General features: G+C 43.4%; 21 protein-coding genes and 2 tRNA genes. 13 read left to right on the top strand and 10 right to left on the bottom strand.

Annotated elements, in window-relative coordinates; genetic code table 11:
* Window positions 1–45: 45 nt before the first annotated feature.
* Complete coding sequence (locus FHS10_RS26275; RefSeq protein WP_259096905.1) at window positions 46–1,137, bottom strand: aspartyl protease family protein; 1,092 nt, start codon at window positions 1,135–1,137, stop codon at window positions 46–48.
* A 215-nt stretch (window positions 1,138–1,352) separates the two neighbouring features.
* Here FHS10_RS26275 and FHS10_RS26270 point away from each other — a divergent pair, with 215 nt between their 5' ends.
* Entirely contained in the window at window positions 1,353–2,678 is a 1,326-nt protein-coding gene (locus FHS10_RS26270; RefSeq protein ID WP_259096903.1) for a D-alanyl-D-alanine carboxypeptidase/D-alanyl-D-alanine-endopeptidase, read from the top strand.
* 180 nt (window positions 2,679–2,858) lie between these two features.
* Here FHS10_RS26270 and FHS10_RS26265 read toward each other — a convergent pair whose 3' ends face one another.
* Together FHS10_RS26265 and murQ are read right to left on the bottom strand one after the other, a co-directional pair.
* Complete coding sequence (locus FHS10_RS26265) at window positions 2,859–3,425, bottom strand: hypothetical protein (protein WP_259096902.1); 567 nt, start codon at window positions 3,423–3,425, stop codon at window positions 2,859–2,861.
* 88 nt (window positions 3,426–3,513) lie between these two features.
* On the bottom strand, window positions 3,514–4,320 hold the full coding sequence (gene murQ / locus FHS10_RS26260; protein WP_259096900.1) for an N-acetylmuramic acid 6-phosphate etherase: 807 nt from the start codon (window positions 4,318–4,320) through the stop codon (window positions 3,514–3,516).
* A gap of 102 nt (window positions 4,321–4,422) precedes the next feature.
* Between murQ and FHS10_RS26255 the strand changes: the two genes are divergently transcribed.
* On the top strand, window positions 4,423–6,006 hold the full coding sequence (locus tag FHS10_RS26255) for a S41 family peptidase (RefSeq protein ID WP_259096899.1): 1,584 nt from the start codon (window positions 4,423–4,425) through the stop codon (window positions 6,004–6,006).
* A 225-nt stretch (window positions 6,007–6,231) separates the two neighbouring features.
* On the opposite strand, the gene der is transcribed toward FHS10_RS26255, so the two are convergent.
* Window positions 6,232–7,533, bottom strand: a complete 1,302-nt coding sequence (gene der / locus FHS10_RS26250; protein ID WP_259096898.1) for a ribosome biogenesis GTPase Der — start codon at window positions 7,531–7,533, stop codon at window positions 6,232–6,234.
* A gap of 147 nt (window positions 7,534–7,680) precedes the next feature.
* Window positions 7,681–8,556, bottom strand: a complete 876-nt coding sequence (era, locus tag FHS10_RS26245; protein WP_259096896.1) for a GTPase Era — start codon at window positions 8,554–8,556, stop codon at window positions 7,681–7,683.
* Window positions 8,557–8,702: 146 nt separating this feature from the next.
* Here era and FHS10_RS26240 point away from each other — a divergent pair.
* The 5 genes from FHS10_RS26240 (at window position 8,703) to FHS10_RS26220 (ending at window position 13,156) form a co-directional block, all read left to right on the top strand.
* Window positions 8,703–8,779 (top strand) — tRNA-Met (locus tag FHS10_RS26240).
* Between the two features lie 140 nt (window positions 8,780–8,919).
* A tRNA-Met gene (locus FHS10_RS26235) sits at window positions 8,920–8,992 on the top strand.
* A 696-nt stretch (window positions 8,993–9,688) separates the two neighbouring features.
* On the top strand, window positions 9,689–12,289 hold the full coding sequence (locus tag FHS10_RS26230; protein ID WP_259096894.1) for an Ig-like domain-containing protein: 2,601 nt from the start codon (window positions 9,689–9,691) through the stop codon (window positions 12,287–12,289).
* Between the two features lie 51 nt (window positions 12,290–12,340).
* Window positions 12,341–12,538: a hypothetical protein gene (locus FHS10_RS26225; protein ID WP_259096892.1), complete on the top strand. Its 198-nt coding sequence runs from the start codon at window positions 12,341–12,343 to the stop codon at window positions 12,536–12,538.
* Window positions 12,539–12,694: 156 nt separating this feature from the next.
* Complete coding sequence (locus tag FHS10_RS26220) at window positions 12,695–13,156, top strand: hypothetical protein (protein WP_259096890.1); 462 nt, start codon at window positions 12,695–12,697, stop codon at window positions 13,154–13,156.
* Between the two features lie 69 nt (window positions 13,157–13,225).
* Here FHS10_RS26220 and FHS10_RS26215 read toward each other — a convergent pair whose 3' ends face one another.
* On the bottom strand, window positions 13,226–13,672 hold the full coding sequence (locus tag FHS10_RS26215) for a DUF1569 domain-containing protein (protein WP_259096889.1): 447 nt from the start codon (window positions 13,670–13,672) through the stop codon (window positions 13,226–13,228).
* A gap of 327 nt (window positions 13,673–13,999) precedes the next feature.
* Window positions 14,000–14,233 carry a hypothetical protein gene (locus tag FHS10_RS26210; RefSeq protein ID WP_259096887.1) on the bottom strand — a complete coding sequence of 78 codons (234 nt, stop codon included), beginning with the start codon at window positions 14,231–14,233 and terminating at the stop codon, window positions 14,000–14,002.
* A gap of 213 nt (window positions 14,234–14,446) precedes the next feature.
* Between FHS10_RS26210 and FHS10_RS26205 the strand changes: the two genes are divergently transcribed.
* From FHS10_RS26205 to FHS10_RS26190, 4 genes are read left to right on the top strand one after another with little or no spacing between them, the layout of a single operon-like run.
* On the top strand, window positions 14,447–15,376 hold the full coding sequence (locus FHS10_RS26205; RefSeq protein WP_259096885.1) for a hypothetical protein: 930 nt from the start codon (window positions 14,447–14,449) through the stop codon (window positions 15,374–15,376).
* 20 nt (window positions 15,377–15,396) lie between these two features.
* Entirely contained in the window at window positions 15,397–16,086 is a 690-nt protein-coding gene (locus FHS10_RS26200) for a hypothetical protein (protein ID WP_259096883.1), read from the top strand.
* Window positions 16,050–16,838, top strand: a complete 789-nt coding sequence (locus FHS10_RS26195; RefSeq protein ID WP_259096881.1) for a sensor histidine kinase — start codon at window positions 16,050–16,052, stop codon at window positions 16,836–16,838. Before FHS10_RS26200 ends, FHS10_RS26195 begins: the two co-directional genes overlap by 37 nt.
* Window positions 16,835–17,479, top strand: a complete 645-nt coding sequence (locus FHS10_RS26190) for a response regulator transcription factor (RefSeq protein ID WP_259096879.1) — start codon at window positions 16,835–16,837, stop codon at window positions 17,477–17,479. The genes FHS10_RS26195 and FHS10_RS26190 overlap by 4 nt, the downstream gene beginning before the upstream one ends.
* 32 nt (window positions 17,480–17,511) lie before the next feature.
* Here FHS10_RS26190 and FHS10_RS26185 read toward each other — a convergent pair whose 3' ends face one another.
* The 3 genes from FHS10_RS26185 to FHS10_RS26175 are packed head-to-tail and all read right to left on the bottom strand — an operon-like array spanning window position 17,512 to window position 20,381.
* Window positions 17,512–18,417 carry an ATP-grasp domain-containing protein gene (locus FHS10_RS26185; RefSeq protein WP_259096877.1) on the bottom strand — a complete coding sequence of 302 codons (906 nt, stop codon included), beginning with the start codon at window positions 18,415–18,417 and terminating at the stop codon, window positions 17,512–17,514.
* Window positions 18,365–19,186 (bottom strand): hypothetical protein, encoded by an 822-nt coding sequence (locus FHS10_RS26180; RefSeq protein ID WP_259096875.1) that lies wholly within the window; start codon window positions 19,184–19,186, stop codon window positions 18,365–18,367. Before FHS10_RS26180 ends, FHS10_RS26185 begins: the two co-directional genes overlap by 53 nt.
* A 37-nt stretch (window positions 19,187–19,223) precedes the next feature.
* A complete protein-coding gene (locus FHS10_RS26175) occupies window positions 19,224–20,381 on the bottom strand; it encodes a M12 family metallopeptidase (protein WP_259096873.1) in 1,158 nt (385 codons plus the stop codon).
* Between the two features lie 534 nt (window positions 20,382–20,915).
* Between FHS10_RS26175 and tsaE the strand changes: the two genes are divergently transcribed.
* Both tsaE and FHS10_RS26165 read left to right on the top strand, forming a co-directional pair.
* Window positions 20,916–21,332 (top strand): tRNA (adenosine(37)-N6)-threonylcarbamoyltransferase complex ATPase subunit type 1 TsaE, encoded by a 417-nt coding sequence (tsaE, locus tag FHS10_RS26170; RefSeq protein WP_259096871.1) that lies wholly within the window; start codon window positions 20,916–20,918, stop codon window positions 21,330–21,332.
* 53 nt (window positions 21,333–21,385) lie between these two features.
* A complete protein-coding gene (locus FHS10_RS26165) occupies window positions 21,386–22,612 on the top strand; it encodes an alanine dehydrogenase (RefSeq protein WP_259096869.1) in 1,227 nt (408 codons plus the stop codon).
* Window positions 22,613–22,616 lie beyond the last annotated feature (4 nt).

The raw sequence follows: 22,616 nt of genomic DNA, 5'->3' as shown, positions 1-22,616 counted from the left end.
CCGTTTTAGCAATAAAGCGCTTTGATTGCCCGAAATATTGTAAAATCAGATCCTCCGTTTTAAGGTAAGAACAACTTTATCGAGCTTTTTTTCGTGGTAAACATCCAATAACAAGCTTCTGTCGTCTTTTGAACGGAATAACTCATCAATTTCTTCGAGGCTCATTTTTGATACTGGTTTAAAATTGATGGCAACTATTTCATCATCTTTTTCAAGGCCTATCTCGTCGCCGGCCGAGCCGGGTTCAACACGGTTGATAATAATCCTGTCTAAATTAGTACCGGCGGCATAGTACTCAAGCCCGCTCATATCATGCTCAAAGGGTTCTTTAAAGGCCGATGATTGCTTTAAATACATGTAGCCCCCGCTATAATCAAAAATAACCGAGAAGCGCTTAAGCACACCAATGCCCAGGTTGCCGTCACGGGGTACCGATAAACGGTTCATTCCATCGGTTTCTGCAGGGAACGATGAAATAATGCCTTTTATCTTAAACTTGCCTATATCAAGTTCATCTAAACGGGCAATGTAGCCGTTAATGGGGCCGTTTAAGCCAATGCCGAGATTTGCCGAGGCAATGAACTTTTGAGGCAGGCCATAAATAGGGATGATCTTTTCAAGCGATACCGGGTGACCGGCACCAAGATCGATAATCAGCTTGCTGTTAACTATTTTACCACCCTGCAATACGGCTTTACTTTGTACATAAGGTTTCCTGTCTTCAATAGTTATAGGAATTTGGGTGCCTTTTCTGAAAACCTTCAGGTCTTTTGGCCGTGTAGCCGTTATGGTACTATCCTGAAAGCTAATCTTAACGGCCAGGTTAGTAAAAAACTCGTAACCCAGCAAGCCGTGTATTGGCATGCCTGCATAGCCCGACAGGCTGAAGAGATCCTTTTTTAAAATAGCCGCAGCCACATCATAGCTAACCAGGCCGGGGATATCAATAGTGAGGGCCGAGGTTACATATGCTTCAGCATCTGTGCCTTCGCCAAGCCCGGGAATTTTTAAGGTACGTTTACTTGGAATGCTGATTGAATCGGCTAATTTAGGATCGGTTATGATCATTAAGCCTACACCGGTATCTAAAATAAAATTATAAGGGCCCTTGCCATTGATGCTTAACTTTATCACCATAAGGTTACGTATCAGGCGAAAAGGAATTGTTATCTTTTTTTTATTTGCAGCCAGGTCAAAATACTGTGCATGAGCCGTGGGGGAACAAAATGCCAGCAAGCATAATAGCACAACGGCCCTCAAATACTTTATTTTATGAAATAGTTTAGATAACAATTTGGTATAGTTGGTAATATTAAATTTACAACATTAATTGGTTAATTAAATAAATATTTATGCCGAGAACAACATTTACGTTTATACTGATGTTTTGCGGTTTATTATTAGGAAGTTGCAATGTAAACAGGCTTTCGGTTAGTAAAAGCAAGATAAAAAAGCAGTTTACAAATTCGCAGATAAGTAATGATCATTTTACCGGCTTTGCCTTATACGATCTTGACGAAAAAAAGATGGTATTTGAATTAAATGCCGATAAATATTTTACTCCGGCATCAAACACCAAGTTATTTACCTTTTATACCTGCCTTAAAATGCTGGGCGATTCTATCCCGGCCCTCAAATACGAAACCCATGCCGACTCGTTGATATTTTGGGGTACTGGTGACCCTTCTTTTTTACATAGTGACCTTAAAGGCACCAATGGTGTAAGGTTTTTGCAGGCCAGCAATAAACAGCTCTATTATTCAACAACGGGTTACACCGGCAACTTTTTTGGCCCGGGTTGGGGCTGGGATGATTATAATGACGATTACCAGGTTGAAATTAATGCCCTCCCCCTGGAAGATAACGAAGCATTATTATACGCCGACACGGATGGCAATATGCAGGTAAAGCCACAATATTTTAAGCGTGATCTTACCCCAGACGCCAGTTATAGTCCTGAAAGCTTTAAAGTGAAACGCGACTTTTTAACCAACAATTTTGTTTACCCGCAAACCAGCATCCCGGCAAAGTTTAAGCAGCAAGTGCCCTGGAAAACCAGTGATATGCTTACCCGGGCTTTGCTTGAGGATACGCTTAAACAACCGGTTTATTTAGTAAGCCTACCGGTAAGCAGTAAAGCCAGGGTAATATATAACAGCAACGCCGACTCGGTTTACCGCCGGATGCTGCAACCGAGTGATAATTTTATTGCCGAGCAGTTGTTGCTGGTATGTTCATCAACAAAATTTAATGTGTTAAGTACCGATTCGGTGATCAATTATTCAAAAAAGCACTTTTTGAATGATTTACCCGATGAACCGCAATGGATTGACGGATCGGGCCTTTCACGCTATAACTTGTTTACCCCGCGCAGTATTGTAAAACTGCTTTGCAAAATTAGCGACGAGGTAAAAAACGATTCGCTGTTATACAGCATGATGTCTGCCGGCGGCCTTACCGGCACCATCAAAAACGCTTATAAAACCGATAACGGCAAAGCTTTTGTTTGGGCAAAAACAGGTTCGCTATCAAACAACCACAACCAAAGTGGCTACCTGGTAACCCGCAAAGGCAAGCGCCTGGCTTTTTCGTTCATGAACAATAATTTTATCCGTCCAGCCAAAGATATCCGCAATGAAATGGTACGGATAGTGACATGGATACATGAAACCTATTAGTTTTGGGACTTTTGGACTCTTAGACTTTTGGCCAAAGGAAAAAAGACTTATAGACGAAGGACTTTTTCTTTGAGGTGCTTTATGATGAAATTTAAACGAGGGGCTCAAATCTTTGCTCCCAAAGTCCTTGCTCCTTTGTCCAAAAGTCTAAGAGTCCAAAAGTCTTATAGTCCCAAAATCCTAATTCAACCTTCTCACCATTTGCTCTTCAACCTTTTTGAAAACCTGAATGGGTTTAAGGCTGCGCCAGGCCAAATCATCAAGCTGGCCACCAAAGTTGATGTAGTAATCAATGTTATTGCGCTTAAACTCGTCTATTACGTGCTCGCGAAAATTGATCCCCGCTATCCAGCCATCTTCAATATCCTGGAACCACTCTTCGTAATAACAATCATCTGATGAGTGATAATTGAGGACGTTTTCGCCAATGAGAATAAAATAATTAATCCCGTTATCGATCATCAGTTCCAATATCTCGCGCTTCAGCATCATGATATCGTTATTGATGGCGTCATTCCACTCGCCAATAAACTCTATAATAGTATAACCCTTTTCATAATCGGCATAAAGCACTTTCATGTACAGGGTGTTGGATCCAAACGAATCCCATTGCGGATGCAAAAGGTAATTATATACCTGCTTATCAAACTCAAACTCACTATATTCAGTAGCATAAAAAGGCGAAAACTCATCCTCGGCGGCAATGTAGTCGTCTCTCCAGCGGTAATATGGTTCTATCTCGTGCATATTCAAATGTGCAAATTTCAGATATGCAGATGTGCAGATTGAAACGGAGGCAACTCATTTGCACACCTGAAATCTGCACATTTGCACATCAGTTCTTATAATTATCAACAGCGTTGCGTACGCTGCCATATTGCTTTAATAACGCGGCTGCTTCAGCCTCATTCAAGCCGGTTTCCTGCATCACCATGCGGGTACCGCGAATGATCAGCTTATCGTTACTTAACTGCATATCCACCATTTTATTCCCCTTAACCCGGCCCAACTGGATCATTACGCTGGTGCTCAGCATATTTAAAACCATCTTTTGGGCGGTGCCTGCTTTCATGCGGGTTGAACCCGTCAAAAACTCCGGACCGGTAACTACTTCAACCGGGTATTGGGCTACAGCCGCCACCGGGCTGCCGCTATTACAAACTATACAGCCGGTAACCATTTTTTTTATATTAGCCGCTTTCAGACCGCCAATAACGTAAGGTGTAGTGCCCGATGCAGCAATACCAACAACCACATCTTTTGAGGTAACGTTAAACCTTAGCAAATCTATCCAGGCCTGATTGATATCGTCTTCGGCAAATTCAACGGCTTTACGGATGGCTCCATCGCCTCCGGCTATAATACCAACAACCATATCAAACGGAACCCCAAACGTTGGCGGGCACTCCGATGCATCAACCACACCTAAGCGGCCACTGGTACCTGCCCCTATATAAAATAAACGACCACCAGCCCTCATCCGTTCGGCCGTAACACTCGCCAGGGCTTCAATTTGTGGTAACGCCTTAGCTACCGAAATTGCAACAGACTGATCTTCCCGGTTTATGTTTTCGAGGATCTCTTTTACCGATTGCAGCTCCAGATCTTTATAATTCGATTCCCTTTCGGTGGTGGTTTCCATTAAATATCAAATAATTTATAACAAAATTCGGTAAAAAACATCAAATGCAAGGCTGCCGATAAAAATTATTGGTTAAGCATTCATTAACTTTGTTTGCTGAATATGAAAAAGACTGCGGGCGTAATTTTCAGGACCCTGATATTGTTGTTGGTTGGTGTTACTATTGGATTGTATATCAGTAGAAATAGCGCCGATAGAACCCTTGGCTTTTCATTTTCTGGCAACGACAAGATCTCGCAGGTTTTAAACCTGGTTGATCATAGCTATGTTGATAGCGTAAATGTGGATAGCATTGAAGGCGCATCCATTAACCAATTACTCCAAAACCTCGATCCGCATTCACTTTACCTGCCGCCACAACAAGCCCAGAATATCAATGAACGTTTAGAAGGCGGCTTTAACGGCATTGGCATTGAATACCTGTTGCTTCGCGATACGCTGATCATTACCCAGGTTAACGCCGGTGGCCCCGCAGCAAAAGCTGGTTTACAGGTAGGGGCCAAAGTAATTAAGGTGGATCATAAACCGTTTTCGGGAACGAAGCTTACGGCAGATAAGGTTAACAGCATTTTTAGGGGCGATAAGGACGCGGCTATTGCAATGGATGTGATTAACCCCAATACTAAAACGACTGTGGCACTTACCATGAAACGTGGCCGGGTTGACCTTAGCAGCGTAAACGCGGCCTATATGGCCAATGCCAATACAGGCTATATCAAGATCAACAAATTTGCCGCAACTACTGATACCGATTTTAGGAGCGCGCTTAAAAAGCTCAAAGCCGATGGCATGAACAAGCTGGTGCTTGACCTTAGGGGCAATGGCGGCGGCTACCTGAGCGCGGCTACCTCCATGGCCGATGAGTTTTTAGGCAAAGGCCAGCTGATAGTTTACACCAAAGGAATCCACGAAGCACGTACAGACTATTTTGCTACAGACTCCGGCGCTTTTCAGCAAGGTAAAGTAACGGTGCTGATTGACGAATACTCCGCATCGGCCAGCGAAATATTAGCAGGAGCGTTGCAGGATCTGGACAGGGCTACCATTGTTGGCAGGCGTTCGTTTGGTAAGGGCCTGGTTCAGCAGCAGTTTCCTTTTGGCGATGGCTCGGCCGTTAACTTAACGGTTGCACGTTATTATACTCCATCGGGCAGATCTATCCAAAAATCGTATAAGGGAGGGGTGGAGAGTTACCGTAATGAATTAGCGCAACGCATGCAAAAAGGTGAACTTTTTTCTGAGCAAAGCAACCGCAGCGATACCATTTTTAAAGGATCATCATACCATACCAGCGGCGGCCGCAAGGTTTACAGCGGCGGGGGCATTATGCCCGATATTTTTGTACCTGTGGATACTAACCAAAACAGCCAGGTATTACAAAACCTAAGCGAACAGCAACTATTTTCGGCCTATGTTATTGATAAAATGCAGCCGCTAATCAGCAAGTATACCGGCAATGACGATTTTATAAAACACTACTCGGTGAGCGATGATGATTTTCACAATTTCATTCTTTACGCATCCCAAACCATAAAGGAAATGGATTCGCGCGAGCTGCTGCAATCAAAAGAGTATATCAAAAGCATCCTTAAAGCCAGCGCGGCCCGCCTTAAATGGGGTGATAACGCCTTTTACGAAGTGATGAACACTAATGATGTGGCGTATAAGAAAGCGCTGGAACAATAAACACGATTTATAGGATTAGGCAGGATTTACAGGATTTTTTGATTGTTTGCTTTGTCAGAACTCTGATGCGCTTGATTTTAAAATTTACAGGATTTCTTATCTGTTTTGACCCGGCATCTAATAAACAAGGGATTTACCATCTGATAAATCCCTTATTTATTAGGCTATATATGTATGCAGCAGGATTGAAATCCTATAAATCCTGCCTAATCCTATAAATCGTGTTTATTTTTGCCTAAACCACACCTGTATTGGTGCACCGCTGAAATCAAAGTTTTCCCTTAGCTTATTTTCAATAAAGCGATAGTATGGCTCTTTTACATACTGCGGCAGGTTACAGAAGAAAGCGAACATGGGCGATGTGCCTGCAATTTGAGTGATATATTTAATTTTTACGTACTTGCCTTTGATAGATGGCGGCGGATAGTTTTCGATGATAGGCAGCATTACCTCGTTCAATTTTGAAGTAGCTATTTTGCGGGCACGATTCTGGTAAACCTGGTTGGCTACATCAATTACCTTTAACACACGTTGTTTTTCGGTAACGGAGGTAAATACGATAGGCACATCGGTAAAGGGTGCTATCTTCTCGCGGATCATCTCTTCAAAAACCTTAACAGTTTTGTTATTCTTTTCAATTAAATCCCACTTGTTAACCACCACCATGATGCCTTTTTTATTCTTTTCGGCCAGGTGGAAAATGTTGATATCCTGCGATTCGATACCTTCAACCGCGTCAATCATCAGGATGATCACATCGGCTTCTTCTAAAGCTTTAATGGTACGCATTACCGAGTAAAATTCGATATTCTCTTTTACTTTGGTTTTTTTACGCATCCCGGCAGTATCAATCAGCATAAAATCATGACCGTACTGGTTATAATGGATGTGAATAGAATCGCGGGTGGTGCCGGCAATAGGGGTAACAATGTTACGATCTTTACCTATAAGCGAGTTAATGATAGATGATTTACCCACGTTCGGCCTGCCTACAATGGCATATTTAGGACGTGTGTTTTCTTCCAGGATATCGTCGTCAAAGGTTTTTACAACTTCGTCCAACAAGTCGCCGGTACCAGATCCGGTCATTGATGAGATACTGTAGATCTCGCCAAGACCTAAGCTATAAAACTCTGTAGCATCAGATAATAAAGCGTTATTATCTAATTTATTAACCACCACAAAAACGGGCTTTTTACTGCGGCGCAGCATGGTGGCAATTTCATCGTCCAGATCGGTAATGCCAGTGGTAACATCTACCATAAACAGGATAACCGATGCCTCTTCAATGGCGATCTCAACCTGTTCGCGAATGGCTGCCTCAAAAATATCAGCAGAGTTGGCTACATAGCCACCGGTATCAATAATGGTAAACTTGTTGTTTAGCCACTCAGATACACCGTAGTGCCTGTCGCGGGTTACACCGCTAAAATCGTCGACAATGGCTTTACGGGTTTCGGTTAAGCGGTTATATAAGGTTGATTTGCCTACGTTAGGGCGGCCAACAATGGCTACTATGTTACTCATGCTTTTAAATTAGAGTCAAGAAGTAAGAATCAAGATTCAAGATTTATACAAATCTATCCATCTTAAAATTCTCATTCTTATATAAATGAAATTTTATTACTGAGCCAAGCAATATCTTGATTCTTGACTCTTGATTCTAAAGGTCTGTTATTCGTACCCGAATTTTTTCAGGTAATTTTTTTTGCTGCGCCAGTCGGGTATAACTTTCACAAACATTTCCAGGAATATTTTCTTTTGGAAAAACTCTTCCATATCCCTGCGGGCATAGGTGCCAACAATTTTAAGCATGCTGCCACCCTGGCCAATAATTATATTTTTTTGCGAATCGCGCTCTACAATGATCTCGGCGCTAATGCGGTGTAGCTTTTCGCCTTCCACAAAGGCGGTTACAATCACTTCGGCACTGTAGGGAATTTCTTTTTTGTATTGTTTAAGCAATTGCGCACGGATCATTTCCGACGCGAAAAAGCGGTCGTTCCTGTCAGTCAGCTGATCCTTTTCATAATAGGCCGGATGCTCGGGCAGGTCACTTATTACAAAATCCATCACCGCTTTGATGTTGTGCTCGTGGAGGGCCGATATCGCGAAGATGGCTTTAGGGTTTAGCTTTTCCTGCCAAAACTCAATCTTCTTTTTTACGGTTTCCTCATCGCTTTGGTCAATCTTATTAATTAGTACCGCTAAAGGTGCCAATGAGCCTTCCAGCTTTTTTAAAACGTCGGTTTCATCGTACTCCTCGTAAATATCGGTAACCAGCAAAATCAGGTCGGCATCCACAATAGATCCATCAACCTGGTGCATCATGCTCTCGTGCAGGGCATAGTGCGGTTTAATAACGCCGGGCGTATCCGAAAAAACAATCTGGTACTCATCGGTATTCACAATTCCCAAAATACGGTGACGTGTAGTTTGCGCTTTGGGGGTAATGATGGACATTTTTTCGCCTACTAAGGCGTTCATAAGGGTTGATTTACCGGCATTGGGCTTACCAATTATACTTACAAAACCTGCCTTGTGACTCATATAAAAATAATTAAAAATATATTTGGACTGCAAAGAAACGAATTATATCTTTGCAGTCCAATTAAAACGGAGTGCAAATTGCATTTTTGACAATTGGAACAAACATTTCGGGGTTATGTCCGTTATGTAAATACCAACAAAAATAGTGCGGGATGGAGCAGTTGGTAGCTCGTCGGGCTCATAACCCGAAGGTCGTAGGTTCGAGTCCTGCTCCCGCTACCCACGAAGGCCTTGAGTCGAAAGATTTAAGGCTTTTAATTTCTAAATGGTGGCATAGCGATATCAGCCATTGTTAAAACAAACCTCCTGGCAAGCAGGAAAAACACTGCAGAGTTTATGACTGCAATGACCAAATTAAAATAGTGCGGGATGGAGCAGTTGGTAGCTCGTCGGGCTCATAACCCGAAGGTCGTAAGTTCGAGTCTTGCTCCCGCTACCCCAGTAAAAAGCCTTTTAGAGAAATCTGAGAGGCTTTTTTGTTTTATTCTCAACTCTCTGCATTCCCGCCGATATAGCGGCTAAGCTATATACTCGCACGGACTGATCCGCAGTCAGCCCCTTAATATTCTGACACATCCTGAAAATTTATATGCTTATAATTATATATAATAGTTCCGATGGAACGCTACTGGTACCAATCACCCATTCCGGCTACGGATTCCCACATAAGGGATTGGCGTGGATACAGGCCCCCGCGTAATGCCTGAAGGCGTATGAACGGAAAGCCTAGCCCGCCTATATCAGCGGGATACGCCCATATATTCGCCTCGATTAATCCCCATCGCAACCGGCCTTCTTGCTACCCAAGCGTATTAAAAACCTAAAAACAAGTGTACTGCCAATCTCTTATAATTTATATTGCGCACTAATTTATTCCTATTTAATATTTTGATTATCAGCTGTTTATTAAATAATTAAAATTATTATAATTTATATTGAGCATCAATGTCATAATTTTCAACTAATTCTTCGCCTATTTTTGATTTACCCGATCTGACCAATCAGTGGTATTATAAACCAGTGCTATTTTTTTCTTGAATGGATAACAAACGGTGCTTTGCGTATGCACAGGCGTGTTGATCCATCAGTTTACGGGAACGGTTGATAAGCAATTACTTAACCGAAATAAATTATGAAAACAACTCTATGTGATGTGTGGTGCCACCTGAAAAGGAACGGGCTGCAAAAACTAATGCTCTTTTTACTTACCCTCTTTACCATGGCGGCACATGCGCAGGACCCGGCACAGTACGGAACACCCTTTGCCAATGTGCCCAACCCCATGGATGTTAACCTGTACCAGGTAAACATTCGCCCTTTTAGTGCTGCAGGCAACCTGGCCGGTGTAGCTGCCCGGCTGGATAACATTAAAGCCGTAGGCACCAATGTAATTTACCTGATGCCGATTTACCCGCATGGTACCGATGCCAAAAGCTCCAATTCGCCTTATTGTATCAAGGATTTTAATGGGGTTGCCACCGAATACGGCAGCCTTACCGATCTGCGCACCCTGGTTGATGGTGCCCACAGCCGCGGCATGGCCGTGATATTGGATTTTGTGGTGAACGGATCCTCATGGGACCACCCCTGGACAACCCAGCACCCTGATTGGTATAACCACGACGGCAGCGGCAATATCACGCAGTTGGCCTCCTTTCCGGATATCGCTGGCTTTAACCTTACCAATACTTCACTGCGCACCGCTATCATCAATGCCATGCGCTACTGGGTATTTGCCGCCAATGTGGATGGTTTCCGCTGCGATTTTGCCAATAACCCGCCGCTCGATTTCTGGACACAAGCTATCAGCAACCTGCGCGGCATTAGCAGCCACACCCTGCTAATGTTTGCCGAAGGCGATCGCCGCGAAAACTTCCAGACCGGTTTCGATTTCAATTTTGGTGATCAGTTTTATTACAACGCCCTTAAAAAGATAGCCCTTAATGGCGAAAACGTTGCCAATGATATCACTAACTCCACCAATTACGAGTACACTGATGCTACCGGCAGCCAGCAAATGATCCGTTATACCGATAACCACGACGTGGATGGCTCAAGTGATGGCGGTCCGCTTACTATTTTTAAAGGCACATCGGGCGTAATGGCCAACTTTGTGGTGTGTGCTTACATGCGTGGTGTGCCGTTTCTGTTCGGCAGCCAGGAAGTAGCCTTTAACCAACAGATTTTTTGGCCATATACCAATGTAAAGATAGATTGGACACAAAATGCCAGCGTTACTGCCGAGTTTGCCAAGGTGCTTAATTACCGCACCAGCAGCACCGCCATTCGCCGTGGCACCATGACAAGCTATGCCGATGCCAATGTTTGCGCATTTACCAAAATTTCGGGTACGGAAAAGGTTGTGGTAATGGTTAACCTGCGTAACGCTACATCAAGTTATACCATCCCGGCCGGGATTGCGGGTACTTATAATGATGCTTACTCGGGCACTGCCAAAACCCTAACATCGGGTGCAACCCAAACCTTAAACCCTTTTCAATACATTGTTTTGACCAATGCCAATGTGGCACCGGTTGCAGTAACCGGGGTAAGCGTATCGCCAACAACGGCATCAGTTGCTGCCGGGCTTACCCAACAATTAACTGCCACCATCGCCCCGGCTAATGCAACCAACACCACTGTTACCTGGACAAGCAGCAACGCAGCCGTAGCTACCGTAAGCGCTACCGGTTTGGTAACCGCCGTAGCAGCAGGTACGGCCACTATCACCGTAAAAACTGCCGATGGCGCTAAAACAGCTGCGTCAACTATTACCGTAACCGCGGGTACCAGCTTTACGGTACACTTTTCGCCGCCATCAGGTTGGGGAACAGGGATTAAAATTTACTGGTGGAGCGCCATGCCGGCCGGCGTGTTAGCCGATGGTAGCTGGCCGGGCGTTAACATGACCAACGAAGGCAATGGCTGGTTTAGCTACACATTTACCAATGTAACTTCAACCAACCTCATCTTTAACGATGGCACCAACCAAACCGCCGACCTTAACCGCACCAAAAACGGCTGGTACATAAATGGCACCTGGTATGATACCAACCCAGGCACTACGGTAGCAGTTACCGGCGTAACAGTAAGCCCAACTACAGCCACCATCGCCATAAATGCAACCCAGCAAATTACCGCAACAGTAGCGCCCGCAAATGCTACCAATAAAACGGTAACCTACACCTCAAGTAATACCACCGTAGCTACCGTAAGTGCTACCGGTTTGGTGACTGGTAAAGCAGCAGGTACGGCCACTATTACCGCAACTACACAGGACAGCGCCAAAACAGCCGTTGCCACCATTACTGTAAACGCCGGCGGTACCACCACCTATTACCAGATAGTAAACCGCTTTGTTGCCAACGCTTATTTGTACGATGCCGGCAATGGTAAAGTGGCCTATGGTACAACCGCATCGGGCAACGCTTACCAGTGGACGAAGGTTGATGCGGGCGGCGGCTATTACCTGCTTAAAAACCGAGCTACCGGTAACCTGATGCACGTGGAAGATCAGAACGGCAATGTAGAATGCACAACAGCTAATACCACCTGGTATAGTGCCATGTGGTTGTCTGCAACGGCTACGGATGGCTGGAGCTATATCCAAAACAGGTGGCAAACCAGCGAGTGGATCCACATTGAAAATCAAACAGGGCTGGCCCAGTACGCCGGGCCACAAACAGGGTGGTACAGTGCCATGTGGCAATTTGTAAACCCGGTTACACAATAACAGGCCAAAACAATATATAAACGGGAAATTTTAAATCAAAAAATCAAAATGATGAAAAAGCATTTGTCACTACTGGCCCTTGCTGCAATAGCAACAACGGTATCCTGCAAAAAGGAAGTCACCCCTAAACCTGCTGCCCCCAAGGAGCAGGTTAAAGAAACGGTGAAGGCAACACCATCGGTTAACAACGCTGCTTATGATTATCAAAAAGCCATAACGGCCAAACGAACGTTGAACCCTGCCAATTAAAATTGCGTTTGGGTTGGTGTTTTCATCAACCTAAGCCTCAATTGTGTTTTAGTTAGATTATTATTTAAGCAATTGATCCCGGTTGAGCAATTAACCGGGATTGTTGAGTTTGGAGGTTAACTATTTGATTTTGTATATTGTAACAAATTAATTCAGATGACCAGGGATATAATTTTAAAACAACTTCGTAAGGGCTGGCTGACCACGTTGGTTCTTAGTCCGCTTGCGGCTTGTTTAGCCATACAGTTGGTATTGTTAAAACCGTCGGAAGGTTTTGAGGGAAAGCAGGCCGCTTTGGTGTTGAGTATACTGGGTGCTATTTTGGCAATAGTGCTTGTTGTCGGTGCTGCCACATTGTTCCTTAACCTATATCCCGATGTAAGGAATGAAAAAAGCTATATTTTCTTTTCCTGGTATCTTATCCCGGTTTTACTTATCATTATTTTTGTTACCACAAGCGACTCGACGGATGAACCAGATATGTGGCCCTTGTTTGCAGCCGCAGCTTTGCCCTTCTTTTGTATCCACACCTGGTTCTTTATCCGGTTTATAAAAGCTATGGGCCGGATAAAAAAGGAACTGTCAGATGCTGAAGAGCAAGTATCGGTCACAAATTGAAGGCTAATGTTCCCCAATAAAACGCGGCCTTTTGTCTTGGTTCCTGACTCTTAATCCTTGATTCTCCCTCTACGCATTAAACTGCCTCAAATGATGATCAGTATGTTTATAAACAAACCGGCCTAACTGCTCCCTGGTCATTTTACCGAAGAACCAGTGTACAAACTCCGGTTTATCAAAGCTGGCGTACTCCTCTGTAAGCGCAATCCAGCGCTTTTTCTGTACCTCAATATCGCCGCTTGTTTCAGCTACTATAAATTGCGGACTGGTTGGCGCGTTGCGGGCCATCGGCGTTTCATCTTTAAGCATACCTTTCAAAGCCATTTTGCCAATCAGCCGGCCCAGGAACACGCGTTTATGGGTACTATAGCCCAGGTATAGTTCTTCGGCCAGGGTGCAGTGTTTAAGCATCTGGTAAATATTCATTTTACCCCATTCGGCTTTACTATTCTCGTCAAGGGTGTTAATGCGGGTAATTAATTGATGGCGTGTTGCTTTGTCAAATACAGTTTTCATGTTTGGCATTATTGGTTAAACAAAACTATCATTTAACCTGCAAATAAAAGGGTCGGTTTATGACATTGTGAGGGGGAGTTTGCGACAAAAAAGTTGGAGCAGGAATGAGCGAAACGAAGTATAGATAATAACAGATCTTACTTTTTTTACAGGATCAAGGTGTGAGCGAAGATTTTCTTTAAGTTTATTCAACACGTAATCCAATTCTGTTGGTAAAGCCGTGTTTTCGGCTAACGGAACGCGGGTGCCGTTACCAGATATACCTGGCTTAGTTAACTGTTAAATGATATCCCCGGTATAATAAATCCCGGCGATATCATTTAGCGCTCAATGGCCTGGGCAGATGGCATCTATTGCGCCAATTAAAATTTTCACTGCCTCTCTCCATTTTTGCGGAATAAAAATGGCCTGCGATACCAAAACCAAAATAGGCCTAACTATAGTGTAAATACTACAGATATCGGTACCACCAGCTGATAATGCTGCGTGAGTTTCTGTTGTGAAATGTTTTTCAACATGGTTGTTAACTTCTTCAAAAGTTAATCCTTCATTTTTTGACATGATCTTTAAAGTTTAGAGGTTATTGTGTGATCCAAATTTCGCAAGGCATGTGTGCATGTTTCAGCGTGAAAGCGCCTTAAACAGCAGGGTATTTTTACGGTAATAAATACCGTGTAAGCTACCTGCCCGGTAACAATCCACTTATGGAACTTTGAGATACAATTTTTAACAACTATTAACTATATTTAAGCACAAACCCTAATCCTAAACATCATGAAAAAGTCCCTGTTTAAATTTTTTATTATCTCATTAGTAGCAGCAAGTATCTGCGGATGTAAATCAAATCGCGGTAAATCAGAGATGAAAAAATCAGATTCCGTTAAATCAGATACGGGTAACAAAGAAACACTTCTACAAGATTTAACTCCATTTAGGTATTCATTAAGTGGATATAGCTATGAAAAAACCAATCAAATGGTTCAGGATTTTAAAGATGATCCCGGAGTTTTGGATACAAAGACATCTTCGTGGTTTACTAAAGCATTTATCGATAGTCTCAATGTATTATTACATAATGAACCTGCCGATGGCGTTCGTATCTATTTGGCAAGAAAGGCAGATGGAGTGAATACATTTATTTGGGTAACGACTGTTGATGATGGGCCAAATCCGGAGGACACGACCAAAGAAATACATTTAGATTACTTTAAACATTCTTCATCTTTCCTGAAAACTGCTATAGTTAATGCAAAGGACGAAAATGGAAGCGATAAAGGTGGTGCATTGTTATTTTATGCTAATCCGTGCATCAAGGCAAATTGTACTTTGCAAGCAGAACACCAGGTTGATTGCGCGGTGGCGAAAGAATGGGCAACTGCTTATACTAAACCAGATTATAATACAATTGATATTGAAACAAAAAGTGAATGGTTTAGCAAAGGTTTTATTGATTACCTGGACCGTGAACTAAATGCCGCCCCTAAAGATTATAACGTAACCGGAATCCGAATATATCTTGGGTTTCAGCCTGCCGATAGTAAGCATAAAGATGATACGCATAATTTCATAATCACCACCACGAAGGACCCGCAAAACAAAAATATTAATACTGATTACTATGAATGCTTTTTAACCAAGGGTCTAACCGATAACGGCGAACAATGCCCAAACAATTGCAAAGGAGCAACGCTACCTCAGCCTTGATTAAAAAATAACAGATACCTATGTTACTAAAATATCTAACCATAAATACAATTGCCGAGGTTTGCTGTTTCATTATTGCAGTAGTTAAGCTAAGAAAGGTTAATGACATATTCTGGAAAAGCTGGATAGTTTTCCTGTTTATTACTTGTGTAACTGAGTTTACCGGTAAGTATTTGAAGGATTTATACCTGGCAGATAGAGTTCATGTTCATCCAAATGTTTGGCTTTATAACATACTACTCATCGCCCAGGCGTTTTTTATCGGCATGATGTTTATGCATCTGTTAAAAAAATACACTAACAGTTTTATAATTATCATGAGCAGCTTTAGCTTGCTCATGATAATTTATTTATATGAGTTATTTAGCCACGGCATTTACGTTTATAACGAGTTAACTAACACGGTAATGCTCGTTATATTTATACTATTGAGTTTCTTATATTACTATTATCTTCTTAAAGACGAAGCTTATACCAATCTACTATATTCTGGCGATTTTTGGTGGGTAGCCGGTGTGTTGTTTTTTTATTTTGGGACCACGGCATGTAATATATTTTTCGAACACCTATCGCCCGAAAAAATGAAATCCATAAAGCATTTAACTTATTATATTTATAACGCTTTTAACATTGTATTATACGGATGCTGGAGTTATTCATTTATTTGTAAACGATGGGAAATGAAGATATTACCTGGCCAATCATCATAGCGTCGGCTATATTCTTTTTAGCACCGGCAGCCCTGGTGTCATACCTGGTTATTTATAATGGACGCAAAAAAAAACACGCGGAGGAAAAGATGCAGATGGAACAGGATTTTAACAGCGAACTTGTAAAAACCCAGCACGAAATACGCGAGCAAACCATGCAAACCATTGGTGCCGATTTGCATGATAATATAGGGCAGTTACTTAGCCTTACCTCCTTTACCTTAAAATCAATTGCCCACAGCGAGCCGGATGCAATGCTGAAAAAGGTAAACGATGCTATTGATCTTACAGCCCGTTCCATACAGGAAATGCGCCTGCTGGGCAAATTATTACAGGGTGAGCAATTGGTTGGTCTGGGGCTGCATGAGGCTATTAAGCAAGAGGTTAACTGGCTACAAAAAACAGGGGTATATGAGGTTAATTATACCTGTAAAGGACTTGATAGCACGGCCGGCAATCCCGAAAAGGACCTCATCTTGTTCCGCATTTTGCAGGAGATCATCAACAACACCATCAAACACGCCCAGGCTACCTGCATCCATATCGATTTAAATTATGCCGATGCCTGTTTAAAACTAAGCATTGAAGATAACGGTGTTGGTTTCGGCATCAATGAATTACCGGCAGAGCAAATTGGGATGGGGCTGCAAAACATCCAAAAACGGGCATCAATGATTGGCGGCGAAACAACCATTAACTCGCTGCCGGGCAGCGGTACAACTATTCATGTATTTATACCTTATCCACAATGACAGCAACTAACCTTATCCATATCGCTATTGTAGATGACCATACGCTGTTCAGGAATGGCGTAGCCGCTTTAATGAAAGAGTTTAAAGGTCTTACGGTTGTTTTTGAAGCCAACAACGGCGAGCATATGCAACAGCTTTTACCTAAAAACACCCTTCCCGATGTAGTTTTGATGGACCTGAACATGCCCGTTATGGATGGCTACGCGGCAACAACATGGTTAAAAAAGCACCATCCTCAAATAAAAGTACTGGCCCTAAGCATGTACGAGGACGATAAGGCTGTTATAAAGATGATTAAATGCGGGGCCGCCGGCTATGTGCTGAAAGGAGCCGATCCGCGCGAGGTATTTAACGCCATTAAAACCGTATATGAAAAAGGTGTTTTTATCAATGAATTGGTTTCGGGCAAGCTCATCCGCTCGGTAGCCAATCAGCAAACCGAGCCATCATTCTCCAAAAATGAAATCGAGTTTTTAAAGCTCAGCTGTTCGGAGCTAACCTATAAAGAGATTGCCGATAAACTATGCGTAAGCCCCCGCACGGTTGACAACTACCGCGAATCGTTGTTTTTAAAACTTAACCTTAAATCGCGTACGGGATTGGTGCTGTATGCTATCCAAAACCAGGTAATAACGTTATAACCGTTGTGTATAGCTTATACGCCTGCGGTTTATCAGTTTGCCAAATAATCTGCCAGTGCATGACTAATGAGCTGCCCGGTGTTTAGTTCATAATAACTGTAGCCCGGCGATGGATTTACTTCAAAACATATGGTGCGGCCATCGTTGGTGATCATGAGGTCGATACCAGCAAAGGGCAGGTGTAAACCATGGGCCAGGGCAATGCATTTTTCTGCAAGGTGGGCCGGTAAGTCATAGGCTTCAAGCGTGGTCTGCTTACCTTCGGCGCGGGCATAGCGGTAATCTATGGCATTACTGCAAATTTTGGTGGCTATGGCTCTTTGCCCAACCACGTGCACCCGCACGTTAAAGCCGGTAACACACTCCTGGAATTGTACGGGGCAGTATTTTATTTTATGCAGATTTTGTAGTGCCGCCTCATCAACCTGTTTTACAATGCTGCGGGTGCCGCTTATTGATTTATAAATGGCCGCTTTGTACTTTGCCATAAATTCCCGGGCCTCATCCTCATTGCTGGTAATGCACATATCAGGGATATCAAGCCCGTATTGTTTAATGATCTGCGACTGATAGGGTTTTGAATTATTTGACATTTGCACCGATGGCGGGTTGGTTATTTTGCAATCACTCTCTGAATCAATAAGCTGAAAAAGTTTCTCGTACATGCCATTGATCCCAACCTGTTTTTTTGTTTGGGCATACTCGGGCACCTGGGTATGGTCCATGGTACGCAGGTAAAGCCCGGTGCAGTCATTAAGTTTAAGCTGCCTGGTTCCATTGCTTAACATGCCATCGCCCGGCAGCCTGAAATCGTAAGTTACTGTCCAGCTTTCCTGTTGCCGCTGGTTAAATAATTCATAAGGTATCCTTTTGGCATTACAAGCTTCAGCAAGCAGCCGCAAGGGTGTTTCGCTGGGTATCCCCATTAATATGATCATAGCGTAGGTTGTTAATGTGGTTATAAATAGTTTGTGCAAACATATTGCCGTAACAGGATAACGAAGGCGTTTTGGTTATCTGCACCAGCTGAGGGCTGTTGTTTTGCTTCTTTATGAAAATAAACTCCAGGGTTTCCGGCTCATCTTTTTTTAAAATACATTGCTTAATGGCTTCAAAATTAATGATAGGCTCCTGGCCGGGGGGTAAAATAACCTGGTTGTTGGTATACATTAACCTGTTTATTTTTTCGGCTGGAATGGTGCGTAGTTTTTCGTAAAGTTTGCCGGTAGCATCGGTTAACAAGGCATCAACCGGGATGCCATGCGCATAAAGGTGCATGCCCCATTTGGCAGCAAAGCTATTATCGCCATAAAGCGCGCCATTATAAATGCGGTTGCTTACAGGGCATTTTAACGAGTGGATTAACGCCGGAAAAAAGGCATTCAGCTCGTTAGTGGCGTAGGCCCGTTCATCAGCATTGGTATGTTTCCAAACAATTGGATCAATATAACTCAGGCGGTTAATGGCATAGGTTACATCGTTACAATCAAGAAGCACTTTGCCCTCATGAAAAAAAACGGATGCATGGTGGAGGCCGTCGTTTTTAAGCTGAAGGGATATGCTGTAATCAATCCCCAAAGCTTCGGGCATTAACAGGTGAAGCGGCTGGTTGTAACTTTCCTTTAGGATTTTACAAAGCCATCGCGCTTCGGCATCATGGTGGTGGGCAATAATTAAAAGCATGGTTGGTTGTAAAATGGCAGGCATAAAAAGGCAATCCCTTGTTACACCTGCCGGGTAAAAATTATTCGTTTGAAAGGGCTCCCTTGCTTAGGTTAGGGCGTAAGCTGCTATCAATAAATGAGGTGAGCGAAGTAACCACGGCCTCTAATTCCTGCACCCTTTGTTCAAGACCGGATGGGGCCTGACCTGGGGTAGGGCCTACAACGATAGGTGGGTTAGGGTGAAGTATATCGCTAACCTTATGATCAATAACCTTGTGGTCTATGATCAGGTTTTTCTCAACATGCTCTATCTTCTCTATTTTTTCCTTGTGCTCAATTTTTTCTAATTTCTCTTTATGCTCTATCTTCTCATTTTTTTCTTTGTGCTCAACCTTTTCAAGCTTCACATCTTTGTGCTCCTTAATAAGTATTTTGTGAGTTAATGGGTACACCTGGTTTGCAAACTGCTGGTCTTGCGCGTCAATATCAGTACCGCCGGCCACAGCAATATTATCTTTCATAATAGATGCCGGCAGCCAGTAACACATGATGGAATTTGGATCGGCATGAGCGGTTTCAATAAGGGCCGAGTCATTTAAGGGAGTTAACACCTGGGCGGTTACCATATTGGCATCCCAGCCATCATTTGCCAGGAAGTAGGCTTTAGCTTTAACCGGATCAATCCTGTTTACAATTTCGCTGCGGGTATGCTCATGCGGGAAACCTAAAGTGTGCCCTGTTTCGTGGCGCACCACGCGGTGGTATTCAGATTCGGCTGTAGCCATGCTAAAACCCTGCAGGTTCATGGTAGCCTGGCCGGCAGCAATATGTAAAATGTCGGTTCCCAAATAAGACCAGTAACCGCTGCCAACAAGACTAATACGTACCTGCCCGTTTGAAGGTACCTGGGTAAATTTGGCATTACAATATTGGCTCCAGGAGTTCATGTGCGATAATATGCGGGTGGCCAATGCAGGGTCAATAGCCTCTAAAAAGCTAACCGTTAAACTCACGCCGGTTGATGGCCATCTTTTAGCGGTAAGCAGGGCAAGGTGAGCTGGCTCAATTACGGTATCGCCAAATGCCTGCCTAAACTGGTGAAGGTGTGCCTTGTTGGCCGGATTAATCCTGATAGCCGTTTCTGAAGCCGGGATCCATTGATCTTGTGGCAGCATTTTTAGCGAACAGGCAATTACTTCTGGAGCAGCGCCTTCTGCGGTTTTTGGGGTAGTTTTCATTTGTTGTTGATGTTTGTTTGTTGCCTACTCTGAATCAGTTTTCGGCTTCCCTGTATCTGGTTATTTATTTGTTTGTATTCCTTTTATTGCATGAAACCAAAACACGCAAAAATGCCGACAGCATGGTGCAATGATTTGTAGATAGCAATAGTTTAATGTAGAAAAGTAGGTTTGATCAGGTATTTATTTCAAAGTTGGGGTGTTTTGCCTGAAATGCATAGCGTGCTTTTACTCAATATGTTGCCCATATAAACGTAAAATTACGCGAGTTGATGCCGCTTTGAGATAATGGATGGCAGAACGGGATATGAGCACCGAAATCATTAAAAAGATTCCGGCCTGTAAATGAATTGAGTTTGATAACTGCGGGCATATTTGGCATATTGAAGTAGCCGATAAATTCCTGAAAGCACAGGTTGAAAATATTTGATTATTTTAGCCCCACCCAACCCTCCCCGGAAGGGAGGGCTTCAATAAACTAAAAAGAACTAATAAAAAGTCTCCCCTACCGGGGGAGATTTAGAGGGGGCTGCCATGCAATTAACTATCCAATCCATAACAAAGCTACCCGAGGCCGCTAAGGCTATTATTGAGCATGCAGCCGGTAATAAGATCTTTTTATTTTATGGTGATATGGGGGCGGGGAAAACTACCCTAATTAAAGAGTTGTGCAAGGCCCTGGGTACAACGGATAACATCAGCAGCCCTACATTTTCGATAGTGAACGAATACCACACCGCTAAAGATAAAATTTACCATTTCGACTTTTATCGACTTAAAGACCAAACAGAAGCCCTGGATATGGGTTATGAAGAATATTTTTATGCCGGGGCCTGGTGCTTTATTGAGTGGCCCGGGAAAATTCCAGATCTGCTGCCCGAACGTTATAGTAACATCAGCATCCGGGTTTTGGACGATGGCGCAAGGCAGATTACGGTCGAAAATATTTAGTTTCAGGATAATTCCTTTTTTCTTATCTTCATCAGCCAGAAAAAAACATATACATGAGTTCAGGGATAATCAGCGGGTTTTCGGATATTGCCAAGCAGGCAATGATGCAACCCCAGGAGTCGATGCTGGAGGTTAAAAGCAAAAAAAATCAACTATTTATTGGCATTCCCAAGGAAATCTCTTTCCAGGAAAACCGGATTCCGCTTACACCGCTTTCGGTAGCCTTATTGGTAAACAATGGCCATAGGGTAATGCTGGAAAGCAATGCCGGGCAGGCCGCCAATTTTAGTGATAAAGATTACAGCGAGCAGGGAGCCCTTATAGTTTACGATACCAAAACTGTTTACGAAGCCGATATCATTATTAAAATTGCCCCGCCTATGCCGCAGGAAATTGAAATGATGAAGCATGGGCAAATCCTGATCTCGGCACTGCAGCTGGCCACGTTAAAGGCCGATTGCCTGCATGCCCTCATGAAAAAAAATGTTACCGCGCTTTGCTTTGAGCATTTACTTGACGAAGGTGGCTCATTAACCGTAGTACGGGCCATGAGCGAAATTGTGGGTGCCACATCCATACTCATAGCTGCCGAATATTTAAGCAACGTTTTTGAAGGCAAAGGTCTGATGCTGGGCGGCATTACCGGCGTGCCACCAACAGAAATTGTAATATTAGGTGCCGGCACAGTTGGCGAATACGCTGCGCGTACTGCCATATCCTTAGGCGCCGAAGTAAAAGTTTTTGATCCATCGATATATAAGCTTCGCCGCTTACAAAACAATATAGGTGCCCGGGTTTTTACATCGGTTGTACAGCCTATTGTACTTGAAAAAGCAATTACCACCTGTGATGTGGCCATTGGCGCTATCCGTGCCGAAGATGGCCGTAGTCCGATGCTTATTTCAGAAGCCACGGTAAGCCGCATGAAACGCGATTCGGTGGTGATAGACGTAAGTATTGACCAGGGTGGTTGTTTTGAAACCTCGGAAGTTACTAACCATACCCACCCGGTGTTCCGTAAATATGATGTGATCCATTATTGTGTCCCTAACATTGCCTCAAGGGTGGCCCGTACCGCTACCTACGCCCTTACCAATATTTTTGCCCCTATTTTGCTGGACATTGGCGAACAGGGCGGCATTAAAAACGTGATCTGGCAAAAGTCGGGCGTGCGTGCGGCTGTTTACATTTACCAGGGACAACTCACCAATAAATATATTGGCGAGCGTTTTTCTATCCCTTGTAAAGATCTCGACCTGCTTATTGTATCTAACCGATAAACAT

Source organism: Mucilaginibacter dorajii, from assembly GCF_024808255.1.
In the GTDB taxonomy this organism is placed as follows: Bacteria; Bacteroidota; Bacteroidia; order Sphingobacteriales; family Sphingobacteriaceae; genus Mucilaginibacter; species Mucilaginibacter dorajii.
This window is presented reverse-complemented; position numbering and strand designations above follow the sequence as displayed.